The sequence below is a fragment of the Burkholderia puraquae genome (assembly GCF_002099195.1).
Lineage (GTDB): Bacteria > Pseudomonadota > Gammaproteobacteria > Burkholderiales > Burkholderiaceae > Burkholderia > Burkholderia puraquae.
This window is the reverse complement of sequence record NZ_NBYX01000008.1, coordinates 203,425-223,800: the sequence shown is the minus strand read 5'-3', so window position 1 is coordinate 223,800 and position 20,376 is coordinate 203,425. Positions and strand designations below refer to the sequence as shown.

The 20,376-nt window shown below is 65.7% G+C and carries 22 protein-coding genes and 1 pseudogene; 18 read left to right on the top strand and 5 right to left on the bottom strand.

Annotated elements, in window-relative coordinates; genetic code table 11:
* Positions 1-35: 35 nt before the first annotated feature.
* Positions 36-746, top strand: coding sequence for an SDR family oxidoreductase (locus B7G54_RS17985; RefSeq protein ID WP_085040285.1), 711 nt, complete (start codon positions 36-38; stop codon positions 744-746).
* A gap of 150 nt (positions 747-896) precedes the next feature.
* Here B7G54_RS17985 and B7G54_RS17980 read toward each other — a convergent pair whose 3' ends face one another.
* The gene (locus B7G54_RS17980; protein WP_085040284.1) at positions 897-1,859 is read right to left on the bottom strand and encodes a LysR substrate-binding domain-containing protein; all 963 of its coding nucleotides are present in this window, start codon (positions 1,857-1,859) and stop codon (positions 897-899) included.
* 98 nt (positions 1,860-1,957) lie between these two features.
* Between B7G54_RS17980 and B7G54_RS17975 the strand changes: the two genes are divergently transcribed.
* From B7G54_RS17975 to B7G54_RS17950, 6 genes are all read left to right on the top strand, one after another.
* Complete coding sequence (locus B7G54_RS17975; protein WP_085040283.1) at positions 1,958-2,350, top strand: 5-carboxymethyl-2-hydroxymuconate Delta-isomerase; 393 nt, start codon at positions 1,958-1,960, stop codon at positions 2,348-2,350.
* Positions 2,351-2,386: 36 nt separating this feature from the next.
* Complete coding sequence (locus B7G54_RS17970; RefSeq protein ID WP_085040282.1) at positions 2,387-3,721, top strand: MFS transporter; 1,335 nt, start codon at positions 2,387-2,389, stop codon at positions 3,719-3,721.
* 228 nt (positions 3,722-3,949) lie between these two features.
* A complete protein-coding gene (locus B7G54_RS17965; protein ID WP_425266501.1) occupies positions 3,950-4,990 on the top strand; it encodes a polysaccharide deacetylase family protein in 1,041 nt (346 codons plus the stop codon).
* A 204-nt stretch (positions 4,991-5,194) separates the two neighbouring features.
* A complete protein-coding gene (locus tag B7G54_RS17960) occupies positions 5,195-5,755 on the top strand; it encodes an ester cyclase (protein WP_425266500.1) in 561 nt (186 codons plus the stop codon).
* Positions 5,756-5,877: 122 nt separating this feature from the next.
* Positions 5,878-6,801: a LysR family transcriptional regulator gene (locus tag B7G54_RS17955; RefSeq protein ID WP_085040279.1), complete on the top strand. Its 924-nt coding sequence runs from the start codon at positions 5,878-5,880 to the stop codon at positions 6,799-6,801.
* A 48-nt stretch (positions 6,802-6,849) separates the two neighbouring features.
* Positions 6,850-7,212 carry a hypothetical protein gene (locus B7G54_RS17950; protein WP_085040278.1) on the top strand — a complete coding sequence of 121 codons (363 nt, stop codon included), beginning with the start codon at positions 6,850-6,852 and terminating at the stop codon, positions 7,210-7,212.
* Positions 7,213-7,397: 185 nt separating this feature from the next.
* On the opposite strand, the gene B7G54_RS17945 is transcribed toward B7G54_RS17950, so the two are convergent.
* Positions 7,398-7,670 (bottom strand): hypothetical protein, encoded by a 273-nt coding sequence (locus B7G54_RS17945; RefSeq protein WP_085040277.1) that lies wholly within the window; start codon positions 7,668-7,670, stop codon positions 7,398-7,400.
* 719 nt (positions 7,671-8,389) lie between these two features.
* On the opposite strand from B7G54_RS17945, the gene B7G54_RS17940 reads away from it, so the two are divergent.
* From B7G54_RS17940 to B7G54_RS17915, 5 genes and pseudogenes are all read left to right on the top strand, one after another.
* Entirely contained in the window at positions 8,390-8,962 is a 573-nt protein-coding gene (locus tag B7G54_RS17940) for a plasmid fertility inhibition factor family protein (protein ID WP_085040276.1), read from the top strand.
* 265 nt (positions 8,963-9,227) lie between these two features.
* Positions 9,228-10,577: a reverse transcriptase family protein gene (locus tag B7G54_RS17935; protein WP_085040275.1), complete on the top strand. Its 1,350-nt coding sequence runs from the start codon at positions 9,228-9,230 to the stop codon at positions 10,575-10,577.
* A 326-nt stretch (positions 10,578-10,903) separates the two neighbouring features.
* Positions 10,904-11,233 carry an H-NS histone family protein gene (locus B7G54_RS17925; protein ID WP_085040273.1) on the top strand — a complete coding sequence of 110 codons (330 nt, stop codon included), beginning with the start codon at positions 10,904-10,906 and terminating at the stop codon, positions 11,231-11,233.
* Between the two features lie 296 nt (positions 11,234-11,529).
* A pseudogene (locus B7G54_RS17920) lies at positions 11,530-11,841 on the top strand (MFS transporter); the annotation flags it as partial.
* Positions 11,842-11,867: 26 nt separating this feature from the next.
* Positions 11,868-12,467 (top strand): SLOG cluster 4 domain-containing protein, encoded by a 600-nt coding sequence (locus B7G54_RS17915; protein WP_085040272.1) that lies wholly within the window; start codon positions 11,868-11,870, stop codon positions 12,465-12,467.
* A 387-nt stretch (positions 12,468-12,854) separates the two neighbouring features.
* On the opposite strand, the gene phaZ is transcribed toward B7G54_RS17915, so the two are convergent.
* A complete protein-coding gene (phaZ, locus tag B7G54_RS17910; RefSeq protein ID WP_085040271.1) occupies positions 12,855-14,069 on the bottom strand; it encodes a polyhydroxyalkanoate depolymerase in 1,215 nt (404 codons plus the stop codon).
* Between the two features lie 145 nt (positions 14,070-14,214).
* On the opposite strand from phaZ, the gene B7G54_RS17905 reads away from it, so the two are divergent.
* Both B7G54_RS17905 and B7G54_RS39080 read left to right on the top strand, forming a co-directional pair.
* Positions 14,215-14,748, top strand: a complete 534-nt coding sequence (locus tag B7G54_RS17905) for a flavodoxin family protein (RefSeq protein ID WP_085040270.1) — start codon at positions 14,215-14,217, stop codon at positions 14,746-14,748.
* Complete coding sequence (locus B7G54_RS39080) at positions 14,745-15,011, top strand: hypothetical protein (protein ID WP_165765588.1); 267 nt, start codon at positions 14,745-14,747, stop codon at positions 15,009-15,011. The genes B7G54_RS17905 and B7G54_RS39080 overlap by 4 nt, the downstream gene beginning before the upstream one ends.
* A gap of 187 nt (positions 15,012-15,198) precedes the next feature.
* Here B7G54_RS39080 and B7G54_RS17895 read toward each other — a convergent pair whose 3' ends face one another.
* Complete coding sequence (locus B7G54_RS17895; protein WP_085040269.1) at positions 15,199-15,414, bottom strand: hypothetical protein; 216 nt, start codon at positions 15,412-15,414, stop codon at positions 15,199-15,201.
* A gap of 219 nt (positions 15,415-15,633) precedes the next feature.
* Positions 15,634-15,840: a hypothetical protein gene (locus B7G54_RS39335; protein ID WP_133059183.1), complete on the bottom strand. Its 207-nt coding sequence runs from the start codon at positions 15,838-15,840 to the stop codon at positions 15,634-15,636.
* Positions 15,841-15,856: 16 nt separating this feature from the next.
* On the opposite strand from B7G54_RS39335, the gene B7G54_RS17885 reads away from it, so the two are divergent.
* The 4 genes from B7G54_RS17885 to B7G54_RS17870 all read left to right on the top strand — a co-directional run bounded on the left by B7G54_RS17885 (position 15,857) and on the right by B7G54_RS17870 (position 20,312).
* Positions 15,857-16,255, top strand: a complete 399-nt coding sequence (locus B7G54_RS17885; RefSeq protein ID WP_085040267.1) for a hypothetical protein — start codon at positions 15,857-15,859, stop codon at positions 16,253-16,255.
* A 238-nt stretch (positions 16,256-16,493) separates the two neighbouring features.
* Complete coding sequence (locus B7G54_RS17880; RefSeq protein WP_085040266.1) at positions 16,494-16,943, top strand: CBS domain-containing protein; 450 nt, start codon at positions 16,494-16,496, stop codon at positions 16,941-16,943.
* Between the two features lie 129 nt (positions 16,944-17,072).
* Complete coding sequence (locus B7G54_RS17875; protein ID WP_085040357.1) at positions 17,073-18,455, top strand: nicotinate phosphoribosyltransferase; 1,383 nt, start codon at positions 17,073-17,075, stop codon at positions 18,453-18,455.
* 123 nt (positions 18,456-18,578) lie between these two features.
* Positions 18,579-20,312 carry an ABC transporter permease gene (locus tag B7G54_RS17870; protein ID WP_085040265.1) on the top strand — a complete coding sequence of 578 codons (1,734 nt, stop codon included), beginning with the start codon at positions 18,579-18,581 and terminating at the stop codon, positions 20,310-20,312.
* The last annotated feature ends 64 nt before the right edge of the window (positions 20,313-20,376 follow it).

Genomic DNA, 20,376 nt, shown 5'->3' with positions numbered 1-20,376 from the left:
CTCGGGAACACGCTTTTGATCGGAGGAAGCGAACGATGAAACTCGATGGACAAAACGTGCTGGTGGTCGGCGGAAGCTCCGGGATCGGCGAAGCGACCGCGCGGGCCTTTGCGGAGCGCGGGGCGAGCGTGACGATCGCGTCGCGCGACGCGGCCAGGCTGGCGGCGAGCGCAGCGAGGATGGGGCACGGCGTGCGAACCGGTGTGATGGACACGACCGACGACGCGAGCGTACGTGCATTTTTCGATTCGGCGGGCGAATTCGACCACGTTGTCGTGTCGGCCGCGCAGACACCCACGGGGCCGGTGCGGGGTCTCGAACTCGCCGATGCCCACGCGGCGATGGACAGCAAGTTCTGGGGCGCCTATCGCATCGCGCGGGCCGTACGCATTCGGCAGGGCGGCTCGCTGACGTTCGTGTCGGGCTTCCTGAGCGTGCGGCCGAGCAAGACCTCGGTCCTGCAAGGCGCGATCAACGCGGCGCTTGAATCGCTGGCGCGGGGGCTTGCGCTCGAGCTGTCGCCGGTGCGTGTGAATACGGTATCCCCGGGCCTGATCGCGACGCCGCTCTGGTCGAAGCTCGATGCGCAATCGCGCGACAGGATGTACGAAGGCGCTGCGGCGCGATTGCCGGCCGGCCGTGTCGGTCAACCCGAGGACGTTGCGAACGCCGTGCTCTACCTCGCGTCGACCCCGTACGCGACCGGTTCGACCGTGCTGGTCGACGGTGGCGGTGCGATCGCATAGCGGCCCGGGCCGTTGAAGTCTGATCCCCGATTCGTCGCAGGTTGCCCGAACGCTCGCGCCCGATTGCCGCATGCCGCGAGCGTCGTCGGATGATCTCGAGCTGCGTCTGCGCCGCCCCCGTTCGGGGGCGCAGGCGTGTTCAGGCTACCGTTAGCGCTTTCTGGTGCCCGGAGGCCGGGATGACTCCGATGTGCATACCGAATCGTTGTCCGGCATGTCGAGGCCCGACGAGCGGATCGTTCGCGACAACGCTTCTTCAAAACGTTCCATGGCGGGCGTGAAGGTCTTGCCGCGACGCCAGCGCAACGCGGCGATGCGCGACAGGCCATCGTCCACGATCGTCGCCGTCACGATCCTCGCGCGGGGCGGTATCGCCAGTGGACTCGCGATGGTCGCGTAATCGGCGCGCTCGACGAGCCGTATCAGCGAGTCGACATTGGCCGCCTCGACCCGTACGTTCAGCGCAATGTTTGCGCCGGCACATGCGGCGTCGATCTGACCGCGCATGGCGAACGCCCGATTCAGCAGCGCGAGCGGATGAGTCGCCACTTCCCGCAGGCTGACGGTCTTCCGGATCTTGCGATTGGCGGATCGACGCACCAGCGCCAGCCGTTCGGTGAACAACGTTCTCTGCTCGACGTCCGCATTCGACAGATGCGAGAACGACACGCCGATGTCCAGTTCATTCTCCACCAGCCCCTGGTCGATCGCCGCAGCCGGAAGCTCGTGAACGGACACGTATAACTGCGGGTGTCGTGCGAGCAGGGCCGATATCGTCGGCATGACGAGCGATCGTGCGTAGGTGTCGATCGCACCGATGCGCAACGCGCCGTGAACTTCGCGCGAGCGGTTTCGGACATTGGCCAGCGTCACGTCGAGTTTCGACAGGATGGGCTCGACTTCCGCGAACAGATCCGCGCCGGCTTGTGTCAGCAGGATGCCGCGGCCCACCCGATCGAACAACGTCACGTCGAGCAGGTCCGCCAGCTCGCGCAGGTGCTGTGACAGTGCGGGTTGAGTGAGGTGAAGTCGCGCTGCGGCTCGCGTCACGCTGCCGGAGCGTGCGACTGCAATGAAGCTGCGCAGCAGGCGAAGATCGATCGCTGAATACATAACAAATCCTGATGAATCGATATGCGAAACATTAATTTACATCAGGCGAACCGAATCCTAACCTCCCGTCGATGCATTCTTTCAACGGAGGTGAAGAGATGCCGCATCTGATCATCGAATCCACGCCCCGCATTGCACGCCTGGTCGATTTCCGATCATTGATGGGTGCATTGCACGAACGGCTCGCTGCGCAAGGGCATGCGTTGCTCGCCGAATTGAAGAGCCGCGTCTATACGGCCGATCAGTTCCTGTCCGGAGATGACCCCGCACACGAATTCATCGTCGTCAGGCTGTTGCTGACGAAGCCCAGGAGCGAGCCGGTACTGCACGACATGGGGAGACTGATTCACGACGTCGTGCGAGATGTCGTTGAGCGTGTCGAACCGGCGTTCGGATGGCAGTGCTGCGTGCTCGTCTGCGACTTCAGCGGTGCGCCTTACATCAAGACGATTCGTGACGCGGCCCGCTCCGAGACCGGCGCGTGTGCATGACGCGGCCCGCGTCGAAAAACATTCATGGAGACAGAAATGGACATCACGCGCAGCACCGGGTGCGATACACCCGACGAACGAAAGGCAATTTCGGCGGGCAGGTCGCCGGAGAATCTCGACGCACTTTATCGGCGCATTGGTTGGAAACTGATGCCGTTGCTTCTGGTTGCGCAGGTTCTTGCGTATCTCGACCGGGTCAACGTCGGGGCCGCGAAACTGCAGATGGCGGGTGAGCTTGGATTGAGCGACACCGTCTACGGTCTCGGCGCCGGCATATTCTTCGTCGGCTACTTTCTGTTCGAAGTGCCGAGCAACCTGCTGCTGCATCGGGTGGGCGCGCGCTTGTGGATCGCCCGCATCATGGTGACCTGGGGCATCGTCTCGGCGGCTGCGGCGTGGGTACATTCTCCCGCCACGTTCTATTTGCAGCGGTTGCTGCTCGGCGTAGCGGAGGCCGGATTTTTCCCCGGCATCGTGCTGTACCTGACCTACTGGTTTCCTGCTCACCGGCGCGGTCGGATGACGACGTTGTTCATGAGCGCGACGGCGGTCGCAGGCATTGTCGGCAACCCGTTGTCGGGCTGGATCATGACGCATCTCGACGGCTTCGGGGCGCTGTCCGGATGGCAATGGACGTTCGTGATCGAAGGCCTGCCGACGGTCGGCGTGGGGCTCGCCGTGCGCTATCTGTTGCCGAGCCGACCGACGGATGCGCGCTGGCTGTCGCCGGAAGAGGCGGGCGCGGTATTGCGAGGCCTCGATGTCGACGCAAGTCATGCCGCGGATTCGCGGCGTGCAGCCGGGTTGTCGGCATCGGAGATGGCGTTGCTGACGGCGATCTATTTCCTGCTTCTCGTCGGTCTGTACGGGATCGGCTTTTGGCTCCCGACGCTTGTCAAGGACACGGGGCTGACGAAACTGTCGTGGATCGGCCTTTGCAGTGCGATTCCCTATCTGATTGCGGTGCTGGCGATGAATATCGGCGCCCGTCGCGCGGACCGTGGCGGCAACTGGGCGGCCTATGTTGCAGGTGGCGCTTGCGTGGCATCGGCCGGTTTCATCGTGAGCGCGTTGTTCAGTGGCGTTCTGCCTGCCGTGATCGCGGGGCTCTCGCTGGCCGCTGCGGGCACGCTGACGGCGTTGCCGCTGTTCTGGCACCTGCCGACCATGCGATTGACCGGCGCGGCGGCGGCGGCGGGGATCGCGACGATCAATTGTTTCGGAAACCTGGCGGGTTTTGCGGGGCCGATCGCGTTCGGATGGTTGAAGGATCGCCATCACGATGCGATGGCGCCGACCTTGCTGCTGGCGCTGAGCGCTTCGGCGGCGATGGCGCTCACCGTCATTTACCGAAGGGTATCGACGCATTGAAGAGCGGTGGACCGAGATGGCTTGCCGTATCTCGACGGAGCATCAATTCTTTGGTCTGGATTGAAAGTCTATTCATTTCAAGGCCCATTTTAAAAATGGGACCGCTTGCCGAAAATTCGTTGTGCGCGCACGAATCTGCGTGACATTCAATACCCGTTCATTCGTCATCATGCATCGCGTTGCGGTGCGAGAGACGCGCTTGCGCGTCATGAGGAGATTTCCATGGCAATTCAAATCGATCCTGCGGATCGTGACCCGATCGAGCAGGCGCCCGATCAGCCGACGCGCCGTTCCTTCCTGACCAGGGCCGGAATCGGCGCAGGCGCGTTTGCCGTCGGTGCGATGCTTCAATCCACACAGGCTGGTGCGCAAACGGGCAGCGCCCGATCGAACCCGGTCGCTGCGCCCATGCAGGGTGAATTCTGGCCGAACGGTGCGCGGCTGGTCATTTCGATCTCGATGCAGTTCGAGGCGGGCGGACAGCCGCCGAAGGGCGCCGACAATCCGTTCCCGAAAGTCGATTTTCCGGCGGGCGTTCCCGCCGATCTTGCTGCCGAAGCGTGGTTTGCGTACGGGTATCGCGAGGGGATTCCCCGAATGCTGGATCTGTGGGACCGTCATGACGTGAAGGTGACGGCTCACATGATCGGCGAGGCGGCGAAACGGCATCCGCAGGTTGCGCGCGAAATCGTGGCGCGCGGCCATGAAGCGTCGGGCCACGGGCCGACGTGGAACTCGCAGTATGCGATGTCGCGACCGCAGGAACGCGAATTTCTGATCCAGGCGCGATCGATGGTCGAGGCGGTGACGGGCCAACGTCCGGTCGGCTACAACGCGAACTGGCTGCGACGCGGGCCGAACACGCTGTCGCTGCTGCAGGAGCTGGGCTACGTGTATCACATCGATGATACGAGCCGCGACGAGCCGTTCATCGAAAAGGTCAACGGCAAGGATTTCGTCGTGGTTCCGTATACGCTGCGCAATAACGACATCCTGCTGGTGGAAGGCCGGAATTACTCGCCGGACAAGTTCCTCGAACAGATCAAGTTCGAGTTCGATCAGCTGTACGAAGAAGCGGGAACGCGCCGACGCATGATGTCGATCAGCGCGCATGATCGTATCAGCGGAACGCCGCAGATGACGCGTGCATGGGATGCGTTCCTGCGTTATGCGAAGAGCCATCCCGGCGTTGCGTTCATGCGCAAGGACGACATTGCGCGGTTCGCACTGCAAAGCCCGATGACGGTACGCGAAAGCGAGACGATCTAGCGGGCTGCCGGAGCGGCTCCGCACCGGTTCGATCGTGCGAAGTCGCTCGAATTGCCGGGCCGGCCGGCATTCGTCCGATTTTCCTGTCTGGATTGAAAATCATTCAAAGCCGAGACCAATTATCAATCGGCACGGTGGCAAGCAGAATGGCTGCACATCCACTGCGGTTTCGCCGCCTTCCCGGAGTCAGCCATGCCACTTCCCATGATGAAAACCCGCACCGTCCGTTCCGCCGTTTCCCGCATCGCGCTGGCCGCCGTCACCGCCGCTGCCGCGTTGCCTGCCGTCGCCGCGACCGGCGACGACCTCGTGCAGCCGAAAACGCTGATCGTCGACAAGAGCCTCTCGAAGCAGCTGGCCGAGCAACAGATCCGCGCGGCACGCCTTTACGATACCTTCTGGAGCACGGGCGACGAGGCCCAGGCCCGCGAGGCGCTGGCGGCCGATTTCACGGACCGCACGTTGCCCGCCGGCCGGCCGCAGGGCATCGCCGGGCCGCTGGCGGCATCGAAGGGCTTCCATCGTGCCGTGCCGGACGTCCACGCAGAGGTCGAACAGATGATCGTCGCCGGCGACCGGGTCGTCACCCATCTGCACTTCACCGGTCACTTCACCGGCACCTTCAACGGCGTGCAGGGGAAGGGGCAGGTGGTCGACTTCATCGCCACGGACGTCTATCGCATTCGCGACGGCAAGATCACCGACAACTGGCATCTCGAAGACAACCTGACGTTCCTGCAGCAGCTCGGCGTGGTCGCCAAGTAAGCGGGCCGGGGCCGATCCTGGCGGTCGGCCTTTCCTTCGTCTGTCCGCATCGCGTTACCATGCCCGGGGCCACGCGGGGCATCGCGCGGCACAACCCAACATTCTTTTCGCGTGACGCGATCATGGACAATCTCGGCGACATTCGCCTTTTCGTTGAAGCAGCAAGCCAAGGCAGTCTTTCGGCGGCCGGCAGAAAGCTCGGACTGTCCCCCGCGGCGGCGAGCGCCCGGCTCGTGAAGCTCGAGGGCGAACTCCATACTCAGCTGTTCGAGCGTTCGACCCGCAGGCTGCGCCTCACGGATGAAGGCCGTATGTATCTCGCACACTGCCAGCATGCGCTGCAAACGCTGGAAGATGCGCGCGCGGCGTTGCAGGCCGGACGTGCATCGGTGAGCGGGGCGTTGCGCGTATCGGCCACCTCCGATTTCGGGCGCACGGTGCTGCGTCGATGGCTCGACGAATTCAACGAACGCCATCCGAACGTCACGCTGACGCTCGTGCTCTCGGATTCGCTGTCGCACCTGCTGCAGGACGATATCGATCTCGCGATCCGGTTCGGCATGCCGGCGGACAGCTCGATGGTCGCCAAGCGCATGGCCGACAATCGCCGCGCGCTATGCGCGTCGCCCGACTACATCGCCGAGCACGGCATGCCGAACCATCCCGACGATTTGCGCGAGCATCGATGCATCGTACTTTCTTCGGCGGCCGGCGCGGCGAACAACTGGCGTTTCACGCGCGATGGGGAAACCGCGTTGTTCACCGCGCCGCTCGACAGCTCACGTCAGACCAACGATGGTTCGCTTGCCCGCGAATGGGCGATGGAGGGGCGCGGGGTGGCCATGAAATCGATCTGGGACATCGGTGCCGATCTTCAGGCCGGGCGGCTCAAGCTGCTCCTGCAGGAGTGGCGCTGCCCGGACGTGCCCGTGAACGCGCTTTTTCAGCGAACGCTTTATATGGCGCCGCGCGTGCGCACATTGCTCGACTTCCTCGAGCAGCGGTTCTCCGAAGCGTCCGAAGCATTGGCGCCGTTTCTGCGATAGTTCCCCGCGATCGCAGGCCGTCGGCTCGGCCGATATCCGCGGAAATCGTTGCGGCTGGCCAGGGAGGCGAGGGGCGCCTTCGCGCTCGGCCGGGGCTGGCTTTCAGAACGCTCGCTCGCTAACCAGCTCGATCCCGGCCGGGCCGCCATGCCGATCGGTCTCACCCGCCGCGAAAACGGGATTGCCCTGGCGCTTGCCGATCCGGGCGGTGATCCGCTCGCCGACCTATGCGCCGGGACGCTCGATATTACGCAGCGGCCCGTGCTGGCGCTTGGCGCGATCGACCCGATGACGCGGCTGGGGCGACTGCTGGATCGCCGATTGAGCGCGATGGCCGTCGCGATGCGGTTCGGCGTTGGCCTTGCCGGCGCAGGATGTGGTCAGGGCGACAAAATGCAGGACAGCGCCTGACGCGTAGCGGCAAGCACGATTGCTTCATGGGTACCGGAACGGAAGGGACAGGGTGATCGGGCAGCGGGCATGAAGGCGCCATGTTGCGCAGTGTCGGCACCCCAGCCCGCGATGGCGCTGGATTCAGAATGTCAATCCAGCCCCGGGCTCCACGTATTGATAATCGTCGAGCGTTTCAAGGTCGATTAGCGAATGGCAAATCGGGTCGCCGGCGAGCCATTTGCGCAATTATTGCCGTAGATAAAAAGATTCCTGTTTTCCGAGTATGCCTGGTAAATAATTGAATAAACTTCCTTGGCACTGAACGAGTAGGCGCCGTCGTTAATGGTCACCAGCAGGTTGCCGGCGCTGTCGGTTTCGATCTTGTCGATCTTGCCGGCCTTGCAAAGCGCCTGCGCGGACGCGCACGTGGAGGCGAGCATCAGTGCCGAAAACAGCACGGTTGCAATCTTCTTCATGACTTTCCTTTGGAAATGAATGAAATGATGCGATTTGACGACGTCGGCCACGTCCGGAAAGACATGTCTGCCTTTCCGGATTGCTGATTCACCCGTGTCTGGAAATCAGCGGTGGCCTGATAAGGTGGAAACTTTGCGACAAAGCACGAATGTAATGATTCGTGCTGCGCCTCCGTTATCTCGTTGATTTTTGACTCGCGGTGTTGCGGCGCACAACACAGATTATTTATTTGAATATGAGAGTGCCAATCGAATTAATTTATCGTTAACCGGATTCGATAATTTTTCGTTTGAATACAATTTCATTGAATTCTTCGTGTGGTTGTTTTTATTTTTTGATTGTTTCGATATTCAAATAATCGGCGGTGAATATTGATTCGATGGTTGATGGTGTGGCGAGCGTGGCAGGCGAGGCGCATCGGCGTGCATGGGGCTTCAGCGTTTGAGAGCGGGATGACTCCCCGGACGGGAAACCGGACGGGTTCTTGCCCGAAGTTCGGTCGCGTGGTTCGTCCGGTGCGCGAGCTGCGCCGCGCGCATACGGCGATGTCGGGGCGGTCGAGTCGACTCGTGCCGGCACGGAAAGGCGCTACACTGCGCGGATTCCCGGACACATCGGGAGCGTCAGGGCACCCGGCACCCGTATTGCAAACACGCGACGACGTATTTGCCCGCTCCCTGGCTCATTCGAACAAATCACGAGAGAAAGAAGAGGGCCCATGCTGACACGTCTTCGTATCGGACTCGATCGCGCGCGCGACCTGCGCGAAGCAGGACGGCCGTCCTCCATCCAGCCGCGTCCGCGGGCGAGCGAACTGGTCGACCTGAGCGCGACGCGCGCGATGTGGCGCGTTGCCGTTCCGGGCCAGGCGGACTGCTACATGGCGGCGACGCCCGCCGAAACGGAGCGCTTCGTCGTGCATCTCGACGCTCAGACGTTCTACGGGCTGTGGCTCGGCACGAGCCCGAGATTTCCGCAACCGAACTCGCAGGACTGCGTGCCGCGCCGCGTCATGCCGCTCGACAGCAAGTACGCGTCGGCCGCCGCCGCGTTCCGGGCCGGGCGCCTCGAACCGGTGGCGCTGCCGCCGGTCGGCTACTGGCTGGAGGGCAGCGGGTACGAAGTCGCGATGAGCAACGGCATGACACGCACCTTCTGGCTGCTCGCGAACCGCGTGCGGTCGTTTCCGGTGAGCGTCGACAACGCGACCTGGGCCGCGATGCTGAACAACATGGCCGGCGTCGGCGTCGCGCCGATCGCGTACCGCGAACTGTTTGCCCGGCACACGTAGGCCGCTCGTCGCGATCCGGCGCGCCGCGGCAGCGCCGGCTCGCCATCTGGTTTGACACGCCGCGTTCGCGGCCATTAAAGTCGCATCGCGGGCCGGTGGGTCAAGCACACGCCCGGAACAGGCAGCCGATGTTCCAGGACTACGGGGCTACCCCGTGGATGAGATCGACACCCCGATGCGTCGCAAGGGGACCGGTTGCGCGTTGCGTAACGCCTCCCCTCGCAGTACCGGTTACGTTGACTCACCGTCCCGCCCCTTTTTCTCGATGAGCTCATCCCTGTACGACACCACCAGCACGATTGCCGAGGCGATGCTGGCCGGTGCGCCTGAACGCGCCGGCGTCCTGTCCCGGATGGCAGCCGTGCTCGGCGGCGCGCCACTGTGGACTCACGAGGTTGCGGATGCCGCGCTCGCACGCTTCGGTGCGCGCTGGGCCGACGTCGACATCGATGCGCTTGCGGCGGACCTCGCCGATGCGCCGGCTTTCGTGCTCGCCTGGTACGGCAGCGACCGGCCCGCCGCGATCCGCGTCGTGCGGCGGCCGCCGGTCCAGCGGCCGTTGCCGGCGCCGCTCGCGGGCTGCGACGTGCCGCAATGGGCGACCCCGGGCGATCTTGCCGGCTGGCTTAGCGTGAGCGTGCCGGAACTCGACTGGCTGTCCGACCACTGGCGCGTCGACGCGCGCAGCAGTGCCACGCCGCTGCATCACTACACGTACGCGGCGCACGACAAGCGCAGCGGCGGGTCCCGCCTGGTCGAGATTCCGAAAGGCCGGCTGCGCGAAGCGCAGCGCCGCATCCTGCACGGGCTGCTCGATCGCATCGCGCCGCATGGTGCGGTACACGGTTTTCGCAAGGGGCACGGGATCGTGTCGTTCGCGGCGCCGCACGCGGATCGCGATGTCGTCGTCCGTTTCGATCTCGCGGATTTCTTCGTATCGGTACGCGCCGCCCGCATTCACGCGCTGTTCGTCACGCTCGGGTATCCGGTCGAAGTCGCACGCATGCTCACCGGGCTGTGTACCAACCGCGTGCCGTCCGCGCGGCTGCTCGCGCCGGACCTGCGCGACCGGTTCGACTGGATCGGCCGTCAGCGCTATCGCGAACGGCATCTGCCGCAGGGCGCGCCGACGTCGCCGGCGCTGGCAAACCTGAGCGCGTTCCGGTTCGACATGCGGCTTGCCGCGCTCGCGCGTTCGCTCGGTGCCGCCTACACGCGCTATGCCGACGATCTCGCATTTTCCGGCGGCGCCGTGCTGGCACGCGACGTCGCGCGGCTGCAGATCCGGGTCGCCGCGATCGCGCTCGAGGAAGGCTTTGCGCTGCAACTGCGCAAGACGCGCGTGATGCGGCGCGGCATGCGCCAGCAACTGGCCGGTGTGGTCGTCAATCGTCATCCGAACCTGGCGCGCGATGAGTTCGATCTCCTGAAGGCGATCCTGACCAACTGCATCCGGCGCGGGCCGGCGTCGCAGAATCGCGATGCGCATCCGGATTTCCGCGCGCATCTCGCCGGGCGCGTCGCGCATGCGGCCGCGCTGAACGCGGCGCGCGGCGGGAAGCTGCGCGCGCTGTTCGACCGGATCGCGTGGGAAGCCCGCGACGTTGGCCTGTAAACGGACGTATCCGCATCGACGCCGGCCGGCGACTTCTGCAACACGACGCCGAGCACTGCTATCATTCGCGCCATGCCGCGCCAGTGCCAGGTGCGGCGCTGACTTGCCGCAGCCGTTCGCCATGCTTCCGTACACGGCGGGCTGCGCGTTGCCGGCCCGGTCCAGCCTGTCATTGATTGACGCGCGACGTCGTTTAGTGCGTATCGCGCAAGCCGTGCCGGCTCAGGCAAACGATTCACCCATTTGACAGCCCCCATTGGCGGAACTTCGTGGTAGGTTCCGCCATCGGAGCTTTTTGCGAAAACATGCCCATAGAGGATGAATACATGACCCAGGCCCTGCAGGAACTCGAAGCACAACTTCGGGACCTGAATATCAAGCTGTCAGATGCGAAGCAGAAGGAGAAGCAGGCCGCGCTCGCGGCATTCAAGGAACAGGTTGAGCTTTTGGGAATTTCGCAGCAGGAAGTGCTGAGCGCGCTTGGCTATATCGTCCAGCGAAAACGCAAGGCACCTGCCAAGTACTACGATCCGACGACCGGCCGCTCATGGTCGGGCCGCGGCCCGCGGCCGAAATGGCTCGAAGGCAAGGATCTCGCCACGCTCGCCGTCGACCGCGAGGCCAAGACCTGGTGGCCCGGAGACGACCAGGGCTGAAGCCGGCCGGGCCGCCAGGCCGCCCGGCGCCGTCCGGTTCGTGCAAGCGGGCCGGACGGCAACACCCCGCCAGCATGCTGTCTTTCATCCGGTGTCCGGCCTGACCGCGACATCGCCGGCTTCGCCGCCGGCATCGGATCGCCGCTTTTCCTTCCCGTTCATTGCTCGCAGATTCCCGCTCGCCGCCCAGCAGGCGGGTGCCGACGCGCGCGGGCCATCGCCGCCGGCTGGCCTGCCGGCCCTTCGCTCGCGGACCCAGGCCTTAGAATGTTGCCGGACAATCGTGGCAGGACACCATGGCAGCAAACCTCAAATCTTCGACGCTCGGCGGCCCGTCGGCCCAGCGCGCGGAGCAGGTCGGTGCGTACGCGTGGAAAGCGCTGGCCGGATCGGCGATTGGCTATGCGATGGACGGCTTCGACCTGCTGATCCTCGGCTTCATGCTGCCGGCGATCACGGCGGCGCTGCAGCTGACACCCGGGCAGGGCGGCGCGCTGGACACGTGGACGCTGATCGGTGCCGTCGCGGGCGGCATCCTGTTCGGTGCACTGAGCGACCGTTACGGGCGCGTACGCGTGCTGACCTGGACGATCCTGCTGTTCCTGATTCCCGAACTCAAGGGCGTCGAGCTCGAATGAGCGCGGCGATCGCGCGCAACCCGACGACTTCACCGGAAACCACGATGCAACAGAAGAACAAGACGGTCGGCGTGATGGGCTCGGGCAAGGAGCCGTGGCTCGCGTTTTCCGAGCCGCTCGGCGCATGGCTCGCGCAGGCCGGCTTCAACCTGCTGACGGGCGGCGGGCAGGGCGTGATGCTGGCGGTCGCGCGCGCGTTTGCCGGCGTGCCCGGGCGGGCCGGCCGATCGATCGGCATCCTGCCGACGCAGGCCGATCCGCTCGCGGGCTTCGTGCCGCTCGACGGCTATCCGCATCCGTTCGTCGACATCCCGATCCTCACGCCGCTGCCGCGCCGCGAGCCGGATGCGGCGCCGCATACGATCAACCGCAACTACGTGAACGTGCTGAGCAGCGACCTGATCGTCGCGCTGCCGGGCGGGCACGGCACGGCCGAGGAGATTGCGCTCGCGCGGCGCTGGCGCAAGCCGCTCGTCTGCTTCGGGCCGGACGGTGCGTTTCGCGAGCTCGCGGAGGGGGCTGCATGCACGGCGTCGCTCGATGACGTGATCCGCTTCGTGGCAGGCGCGTTTTCGGCGGAGCATGCGCTGCGATAGTGCGCGGCCGGCTCGACGACTTTCGTTGCGAGGCTCGCATGGTGTGGCCGGCGCCTTGGCGTGCGATGTCACCGGTTCCGATGCGACGACGTGCCGCCGGGGGCAGGCGTCCGACTTGGTTAGGCGGTGTCTTTCCGGCGAGTTCCGTCTGGACGGCGCGGTAATTGTCGCTGCGACGCTGATCGATTTCGATGCAATCGAGTTGACCAGCGCCGAGTACGCGCAGCTGCTGATCCAAGCCTGGCTTCGATGGGCAGCTCGAGGACGACGAGCGCGCGATCCCGGCCTTCGCAGCCTGTCGAACCGTACAGGATTTTCTGGAAATCGATGACGCATGGTGGGCCGCCCATGGCTCGCAGCCGCTGATGGCGTTCGATCTCGACGGCGTCACGCCGCGCGCGGGCGCCGCCGGCCGCTTTCGGCGCGGGTAAATGCGGCCCGCAATGCGGGATGAACGTCGGTGCGCCAGTGCTCATCCGTGAACAGCCCGTAGTGATCGCAATCGTCGATGTCGACGCGCGCTCGCGCATCCGCTGCGAGGCCGCTGCACATGGCCAGTGCGGCATGGGTCTGCCCGGCACCGGTGACCGCATCGCGCCCGCCTTCGATGGTCGTCAGCACGATGGCGTGCAGTGCGGCGGGGTCGACACGCTGGCCGAAAACGTGCCAGGTGCCGGTTGCGAGGCAGGCGCGCTGGAACACGATGTCGACCGTGTCGAGGAAGTATTCGGCGGGCATGTCGAGGAGCGTCAAGTATTCGCGCAGTGCCCGGCGCGCGTGCGCGAGCGTGTCGGCACCGCCGCACGTCACCGCGCGCCGGTAGCGATCGAGCAGCGTCATGTAGCGTTGCGGGTACGCGATCGAGATTTCGGCGCGCTGCAGATAGGCCGGAAAAACCTGCCGCCCGTGTCCGGCGTAGCCGGGCGGCACTGTGTCGATCAACGTGGAGCGGCACCATGCGAGCGAATGCGAGCTGGCTGCGATCCCGAGCGCGCTGGGATTGATCCTGGCATCGAGCGGACCGCCGATGAGCGTCAGGCTCGCCGGCAGGGCGGCCCCGCGTTGCGCACGCAGCGCGAATGCGCCGAGCGACGGAACCGTCGCCTGGCAGACGGCAACGACGTGCACGGGCCGCGCGTCGGCCAGCAGCGCATCGATGAAGCCGTCGAGCATCGCCACGTATTCGTCGAGGCCGAATCGACCCGCGTCAGGCGGCACGTCACGCGCATCGATCCAGTCGGTGATGCACACGTCACCATCGGCCAGCAGCGTTTCCGCCGTCTCGCGCATCATCACGGCCGCATGGCCGGCCAACGGCGCGCACAGCAGGATCACGCGCGGCGCACCGGCGCGCGTGAAACGGCGCAGCGCGCAAAACGGGGTATGTGCGGCGATCGTTTCGTCGACGTCGATTCGTCGTCCGTCCGGTGCGATCGCTTCGATCCCGAACCGTGGTGCGCCGACACGCGGGTCGAGCAGGGGCTCGAACAGATCGGCGTAGCACGCCGCCGCCGCACCGGGCCAGAGACCGCGCGTGAATCGGGCCGCCGCGTCCCATGTACGCAACCATTGCCGTTGCTGTTCGATCAAGTCATACCACATGGCGCGTCGGCGAGAAGCCGCCGGGAATTCAGACAGGTCTACTGTCGCCGGATTGTCCGGCGGCGGGTTGACCTGAATCAGCGTCGGCCCGCGCACCGCTGCGTAAGCTGGTCTTCGGATCCTGGATCGACGCACGGAGCAGATCATGGAGGCTTCTCGACGCATGCTCGTCGTTTTCTACTCGCGCAGCGAAACGACGGCGGGGCAGGCGCGCCGGCTGGCCGCCGAACTCGGCGCGGATTGCGAACGGCTGCGGGAGCACGACGATCGACGGCGCGGCGGGGCCATCGGCTATCTGCGTTCGCTTGCCGACGTGATCCGTCAGCGCGACGCGGACCTGCGGCCGACGGCCTGTTCGCCAGCGGCCTACGACGTGGTCGTGCTCGGCACGCCGGTATGGGCCGGGCGCGCATCGACGCCGGTGTCGACCTGGCTGGCCCGTCACGGGCACGAACTGCGCGCGACCGCATTCTTCTGCACGATGGGCCTGCGTGGCGACCTGACGGCATTCGCGCAGATGCAGGCGCTGGCACGGCAAAAGCCGGTCGCGACGTGTGCGATTTCCGCGCGCGATATCGGTTGCGGCCTGGCTTCCCGGAGGCTCGCCCGTTTCGCCCGGTCGATCGATCGGCGGCTGGCCGTCCGCGAGCATCGCACGAGTACGGAGCGGGCAACGTGATGGTGCGTGCGGCCGGCAAGCGCGGCTACGTTCATGTGCGCGAACACGTGATTCAGCAGCGGCGCTTCGGCGAGCATCGGCTGGGCCGCCAGCAGCGAGTCGATCGTCCTGTCGTCCGGCTCGTATTCGAGCACGCAACTGAGGGTTCGCGAGATGCTGCCAAGATGCATGAGCAGCGCGCGGCGTGCTGCGGCTTCGTTCGGCATGATCGGCCGCCGGCTTCGCGGAGCGAATCGTTCCGCGTGCTTCCTTGCGATCTATGAGCGATGCCGCGACGGAGCGTTGATGGAGGTCAAGCGCGGTTGCGCGGGCCGATTCGCTGCGATCTACCCCGCGCCGACCAGGTAGGCTTCGATGGATGGATCGAGGTGCGCGACCCGTTCCAGGTTCATGTCGCCCGAATCGTCCGATCGTTGCGCATCGCGAATGCAAGCGGGCGGCGCGAACCAATCAGAATCGTTCGAGGCGTGCGAGGATCTCGTCGGCGCGGCGCAACAGCGTCTTGTGCTGCTCGGCCGTCGCCCTGACGGCGTGCAGTCTTGCGCGCCAGTACGCGGGATCGCTGATCGGCGTCTTCGTATGGAAGTGGTCTCGTGTTTGTTCGAGTAGACGAATGGATCCTTCGATATGGGCAAGTTCGCGTTCGACTTCGTAATACCAGTTCATGTCCGGACCTCTTCAGGATGGTGATGCATGGTGGATTCCCGCTGTCCGTTGCGCATTGATTTCACGCAAGCCATACACGACATTCGTTTCATCGGAGAAAATCAGATGATTCGGAGTGCTTTGTTGATGCAATGAGATCGGGAGCAAAAACCCGAAGAGCCGACGTGAAGATGCGTACGGTATCGCGGAGTTTCGGTCGGGCGGCGAAAGGCTGAATGATCAACGTGACGGGTTCCTGACAGGCACGCGAACCGGGCCGTCGGAGGGCATTGCGTCAGACGAATCGCTGGTAGTTTCGGTGGCATGCGTGCGCTTGATGACCTGTATCAAGACCGCTCGCGCGGCAAGCGCGATGATCGAGGTTCGCGCGTGCCGGTCATGATCGAAGACCGACATGCACCGTGCCGTCTGCGTCTTCACGTTCATGATACGGGCCTCCATCATGCCTTCCCTGTTCGCGCGCACGTCGAGTCTTCAGATCATCACGCTGCCCGGCGAGGCGATGCCGAACGTACCGCCCGCCGCACCGCACCGGAATCGTCCGGTCGACACCGACGGCGACCGCCTGTTGAGTCCCCACGAAATCGCGATCCTGATGGTGCTCGCCAGCGAGCCGAGACGCCAGCAGGGCGACCCTGCCGATCTTCATTGTCTCGTGGACCGGGGCCTCGTCCGGCTGGATGCCGCGCCGCTTGCGGAGGCGCATGTGCGCCTGTCGGACCGGGGGCGGCAGATGGTGTCGCGTCTCGCGGAGCGCGATCGGCCGCGATGCAGCCGCCATGCCGATTTCACGACGGCAGGCCGGACCTCGGGCGAGACGCCTCAGCGCGCGCCACGCTGACCTGCATCAAGTGCCGGCGATGCTGCCGGATTTACGGTTGTCGTCATGGGATACGGACAGCAGTCCATGACCATGAAAAACGGCGGCGAGTTGAAGAGGGACGTCGAGCGGGAGCTCGGGCGGGATCCATCGATCGATGCGATGCACGACGTGGTCGATCGAATTGCCGTTGCATGAATCGTCGGGCGGCGGCGGGCGTCGACCGACGTTCCGCGTCGCCCGGGCAGGGAGAGGGAACATGAATGCCGCGATGCTTTGCACCCGCGATATCGCCATGTGTTCCGCGCAGACGACCGTCGTCGAGGCGGCCGCGATGATGCGCGATGCACACGCCGGCGACCTGGTCGTCGTGCGTGAAAGGGAAGGACGATGCGAGCCGGTCGGCATGCTGACCGACCGGGACATCGTGCTTGCCGTCGTCGGCCCCGACGCACCGGCCGGTTCGCTGTTCGTCGGCGACATCATGTCGGCCCCCGTCGCCGTCGCGGACGTCGACGACGATCTCTGGCTACTCGCGAAGCGGATGCGCCAGCATGGCGTGCGCCGGCTGCCGGTGGTTGACGACGCCGGTGAACTGGTCGGCATCGTGTCGCTCGACGACCTGCTGCGCGCGGCCGCGGCGCTGCTCGACGAACTGCGCCTTGTGGCTGCACGCCAGCCGTATTTCGAGGAGAAACAGCGTGGATGATGCGGCGCGCGCCAGGGGCGGTTGCGGCGTGCCCGTGGCAACGGCGTGTGCGAGCACGGCGAGAAGGGGATGTAACGATGGCAATTGGCCGCCGGTATCGATGCGGCGTGCCGCGCGGGAGAGCGCATGATGAACGGATCCTTGCAGGAAGCGAACGCGAACGACGTGTTGCTCACGGATTGGTATGAGCTGACGATGCTGCAGGCCGCCTTCGATGCCGGCATGAACGACACGGCCAGCTTCGAATTCTTCGTACGGGCGCTGCCGCAGCCGCGCGCGTTCCTGATGGCGGCGGGCCTCGCGCCCGTGCTCGATTATCTGGAGCGACTGCGCATGCCGGCCGCCGTGCTCGAACGGCTGGCCGGAACCGGGCGCCTTCACGCGGACTTCCTTGCATCGCTCGCCGGCTTCCGTTTCACGGGCACGGTCGACGCGATGCCGGAGGGCACGGTGTGCTTCGCCGACGAGCCGATCCTGCGGATCACGGCGCCGCTTCGCGAGGCGCAGTTCGTCGAGAGCCGCGTGATGAACCTGCTCCACTATGCAACGCTCGTCGCAAGCAAGGCTGCACGCGTCACGCTGGCTGCGCACGGCAGGCTGCTGGTCGACTTCGGCCTGCGGCGCGCGCACGGCGCGGAGGCCGCGATGCTGTCGGCGCGTGCCAGCTATCTCGCCGGATTCTCCGGGACGGCGACCCTGCTGGCCGGCTTGCGCTACGGCATTCCCGCGTACGGGACGATGGCGCATTCATATATCCAGGCGCACGACGACGAAACGCTCGCGTTCGAGCACTTCACGCGATCGCAGCCGGACAACGCGATGCTGCTGATCGATACGTACGACACGGAGCGGGCGGCGCACAAGGTGGTCGAACTCGCGCGGCGGCTTGCGCGCGAGCAGATCCGCATCAAGGGCGTGCGGATCGACAGCGGCGATCTCGCGGCGCATGCGCGCAACGTTCGCGTGATCCTCGACCGAGGCGGCCTCGCCGACGTCACGATCTTCGCGAGCGGCAATCTCGACGAACACCGGCTGCAGGCGCTCGTCCGCGAGCACGCACCGATCGACGGCTTCGGAGTCGGTACGCAGATGAGTACGTCGGCGGATGCGCCTTGCCTCGATTGCGCGTACAAGCTGGTCGAGTATGCAGGCCGGGCGCGCTGCAAGCGCTCGGAAGGCAAGGCGACGCTGCCGGGCCGCAAGCAGGTGTTCCGGCAATACGGCCCGGACGGGCGGATTGCCGCCGACTGCATCGGGCTTGACGGCGAGCGCGTCGACGGCAGGCCGCTGCTGCGGCCGGTCATGGTCTCGGGGGCGCGGCTGCCGGCTCCCACGCTCGACGAGAGCCGCGTGCATGCGCTGCGCGAATTGACCACGCTGCCGGATTCCATGCGGGCGCTGGCCCCCGTGATGCCGCTGCAGGCTTCGATTTCTCCTGCGCTGGCGGCCTGCGTCGCGCAGTGGGGCGGCGGGCCGGATACGCACGCGCATGCGAGGCAGCAAGCGGCCTGAGCGACGCCCGCAGCGCGATCGGTGCGACGCGTGCCGGCCGCTGCAGGACGGTTGACGCAGGTCAACCGGGCTGGCCTGTCTGCCCCGGAAGATGAACCGCGATCATCGGCAGGGAGGGGCACCGTGGAGCACCATGCGGAGGTATTGCGGGGCGGGCGCTGGGCGCTGCCTGCGCCGGGCTGGCGGGATCTCGCCGCGATGCTGATCGTCACCGGTCTCCTGCTGCTGGCCGGCATCTCGGCGCACCAGATGGCCGGCCCGCTCGCGGTCGCCCATCCACCGGTCATCTCGTTGTCTCCGTCGGCGCTGCCGGGCTATACGCTGCGCACGGTCTCGCGCATGTTCGCGGCATTGCTCCTGTCGATCGCCTTCACGTTCGTGTACGCGACCGCGGCGGCCAGGAGCCGGGCGGCCGAGCGGGTGCTGATTCCGTTGCTCGACGTGCTGCAGTCGGTGCCGATCCTCGGCTACCTGTCCTTTACGGTACTGTTCTTCCTGTCGTTGTTTCCGGGCCGCATCCTCGGCGCCGAGTGCGCGGCGATCTTCGCGATCTTCACGAGCCAGGCGTGGAACATGACGTTCAGCTTCTACCAGGCGCTGCGCACGGTGCCGCTCGATCTCGACGAGGCCAGCCGCAGCTTCCGGCTGTCGGCATGGCAGCGCTTCTGGCGCCTCGAGGTGCCGTTTGCGATGCCCGGTCTCGTCTGGAACGCGATGATGTCGATGTCGGGCGGCTGGTTCTTCGTGGTCGCGTCCGAGGCGATCGCGGTCGGCGACCTGCACGTCGACCTGCCGGGCGTGGGCGCCTACGTCGCGCAGGCGATCGCGAACCGCGACCTGGCCGCCGTCGGTTGGGCGATCGTTGCGATGAGCATCGCGATCGTCCTGTACGACCAGTTGCTGTTCCGGCCGCTGGTCGCGTGGTCGGAACGGTTTCGCTACGGCGATGCCGCGCCCGCGGCCGCGCGGCACAGCTGGATGCTCGACCTGTTCCATCGATCGCGATGGATGGCTCGCGCGGTCGGCCCGGTCGGCATGCTGTTGCGCCGCGCGGCGCGTGCGCGGCTGCCCGGGGCCGCCTGGCCGTGGCGCGGCCGGATGACGCTGCCGCGCCACGCGGGCGATGCGCTCTGGTTCGCACTGTGCGGCGCGGGATGCGCATATGCGGTGGTCGTGCTGTTCCGGCTCGGACGCGCGACGCTGACCTGGACGGACTTGCGCGTCGTCGCAGGCGCGGGGGCGCTCACGTTCGTTCGCGTGACGGTGCTGGTCGCGATCGCGTCGGCGATCTGGGTGCCGATCGGTATCGCGATCGGTCTTCGGCCGCGCGTCGCCGCACGCGTTCAGCCGGTCACGCAGTTCCTCGCCGCGTTTCCGGCCAACCTGCTGTTTCCGGTCGCCGTGTTCGCGATCGTGCGCTTCCGTCTCGACCCCGCTATCTGGCTGTGCCTGCTGATGATCCTGGGTGCGCAATGGTATGTGCTGTTCAACGTGATCGCCGGTGCGAGCGCGTTCCCGGCCGACCTGTGCGAAGCGGCCGCATGTTTCCGGGTCCGGCCGGCGACCTGGTGGCGTCGCGTCATGCTGCCGGGTGTCCTGCCGTATTTCGTGACGGGCGCGATCACCGCGTCCGGCGGCGCATGGAACGCGAGCATCGTCGCGGAAGCCGTGAGCTGGGGCAGCACGCGCCTGAATGCAGGCGGACTGGGCGCCTACATCGCGCAGATGACCGACGCGGGCGACTATCCGCGCATCGCGCTCGGCGTCGCCGTCATGTCGTTGCTCGTGATCGCGACCAATCGGCTCGTGTGGCGCCCCATGTATGCGTTCGCGGAACGCAGAACGCGGTTCGATTGAGCCGGAACCCGATCCTTTACCCGCAGGAGACTGGTGTGCCGAATCCCGGTGAATGCAAGGAAGC

Bases quoted from the DNA above. Each gene is read 5' to 3' on its own strand.
- B7G54_RS17985 (WP_085040285.1), top strand. From the start codon at position 36: ATGAAACTCGATGGACAAAACGTGCTGGTGGTCGGCGGAAGCTCCGGG.
- B7G54_RS17980 (WP_085040284.1), bottom strand. From the start codon at position 1,859: ATGTATTCAGCGATCGATCTTCGCCTGCTGCGCAGCTTCATTGCAGTC.
- B7G54_RS17975 (WP_085040283.1), top strand. From the start codon at position 1,958: ATGCCGCATCTGATCATCGAATCCACGCCCCGCATTGCACGCCTGGTC.
- B7G54_RS17970 (WP_085040282.1), top strand. From the start codon at position 2,387: ATGGACATCACGCGCAGCACCGGGTGCGATACACCCGACGAACGAAAG.
- B7G54_RS17960 (WP_425266500.1), top strand. From the start codon at position 5,195: ATGATGAAAACCCGCACCGTCCGTTCCGCCGTTTCCCGCATCGCGCTG.
- B7G54_RS17955 (WP_085040279.1), top strand. From the start codon at position 5,878: ATGGACAATCTCGGCGACATTCGCCTTTTCGTTGAAGCAGCAAGCCAA.
- B7G54_RS17945 (WP_085040277.1), bottom strand. From the start codon at position 7,670: ATGAAGAAGATTGCAACCGTGCTGTTTTCGGCACTGATGCTCGCCTCC.
- B7G54_RS17940 (WP_085040276.1), top strand. From the start codon at position 8,390: ATGCTGACACGTCTTCGTATCGGACTCGATCGCGCGCGCGACCTGCGC.
- B7G54_RS17935 (WP_085040275.1), top strand. From the start codon at position 9,228: ATGAGCTCATCCCTGTACGACACCACCAGCACGATTGCCGAGGCGATG.
- B7G54_RS17925 (WP_085040273.1), top strand. From the start codon at position 10,904: ATGACCCAGGCCCTGCAGGAACTCGAAGCACAACTTCGGGACCTGAAT.
- B7G54_RS17915 (WP_085040272.1), top strand. From the start codon at position 11,868: ATGAGCGCGGCGATCGCGCGCAACCCGACGACTTCACCGGAAACCACG.
- phaZ (WP_085040271.1), bottom strand. From the start codon at position 14,069: ATGTGGTATGACTTGATCGAACAGCAACGGCAATGGTTGCGTACATGG.
- B7G54_RS17905 (WP_085040270.1), top strand. From the start codon at position 14,215: ATGGAGGCTTCTCGACGCATGCTCGTCGTTTTCTACTCGCGCAGCGAA.
- B7G54_RS17895 (WP_085040269.1), bottom strand. From the start codon at position 15,414: ATGAACTGGTATTACGAAGTCGAACGCGAACTTGCCCATATCGAAGGA.
- B7G54_RS39335 (WP_133059183.1), bottom strand. From the start codon at position 15,840: ATGAACGTGAAGACGCAGACGGCACGGTGCATGTCGGTCTTCGATCAT.
- B7G54_RS17885 (WP_085040267.1), top strand. From the start codon at position 15,857: ATGCCTTCCCTGTTCGCGCGCACGTCGAGTCTTCAGATCATCACGCTG.
- B7G54_RS17880 (WP_085040266.1), top strand. From the start codon at position 16,494: ATGAATGCCGCGATGCTTTGCACCCGCGATATCGCCATGTGTTCCGCG.
- B7G54_RS17875 (WP_085040357.1), top strand. From the start codon at position 17,073: ATGAACGGATCCTTGCAGGAAGCGAACGCGAACGACGTGTTGCTCACG.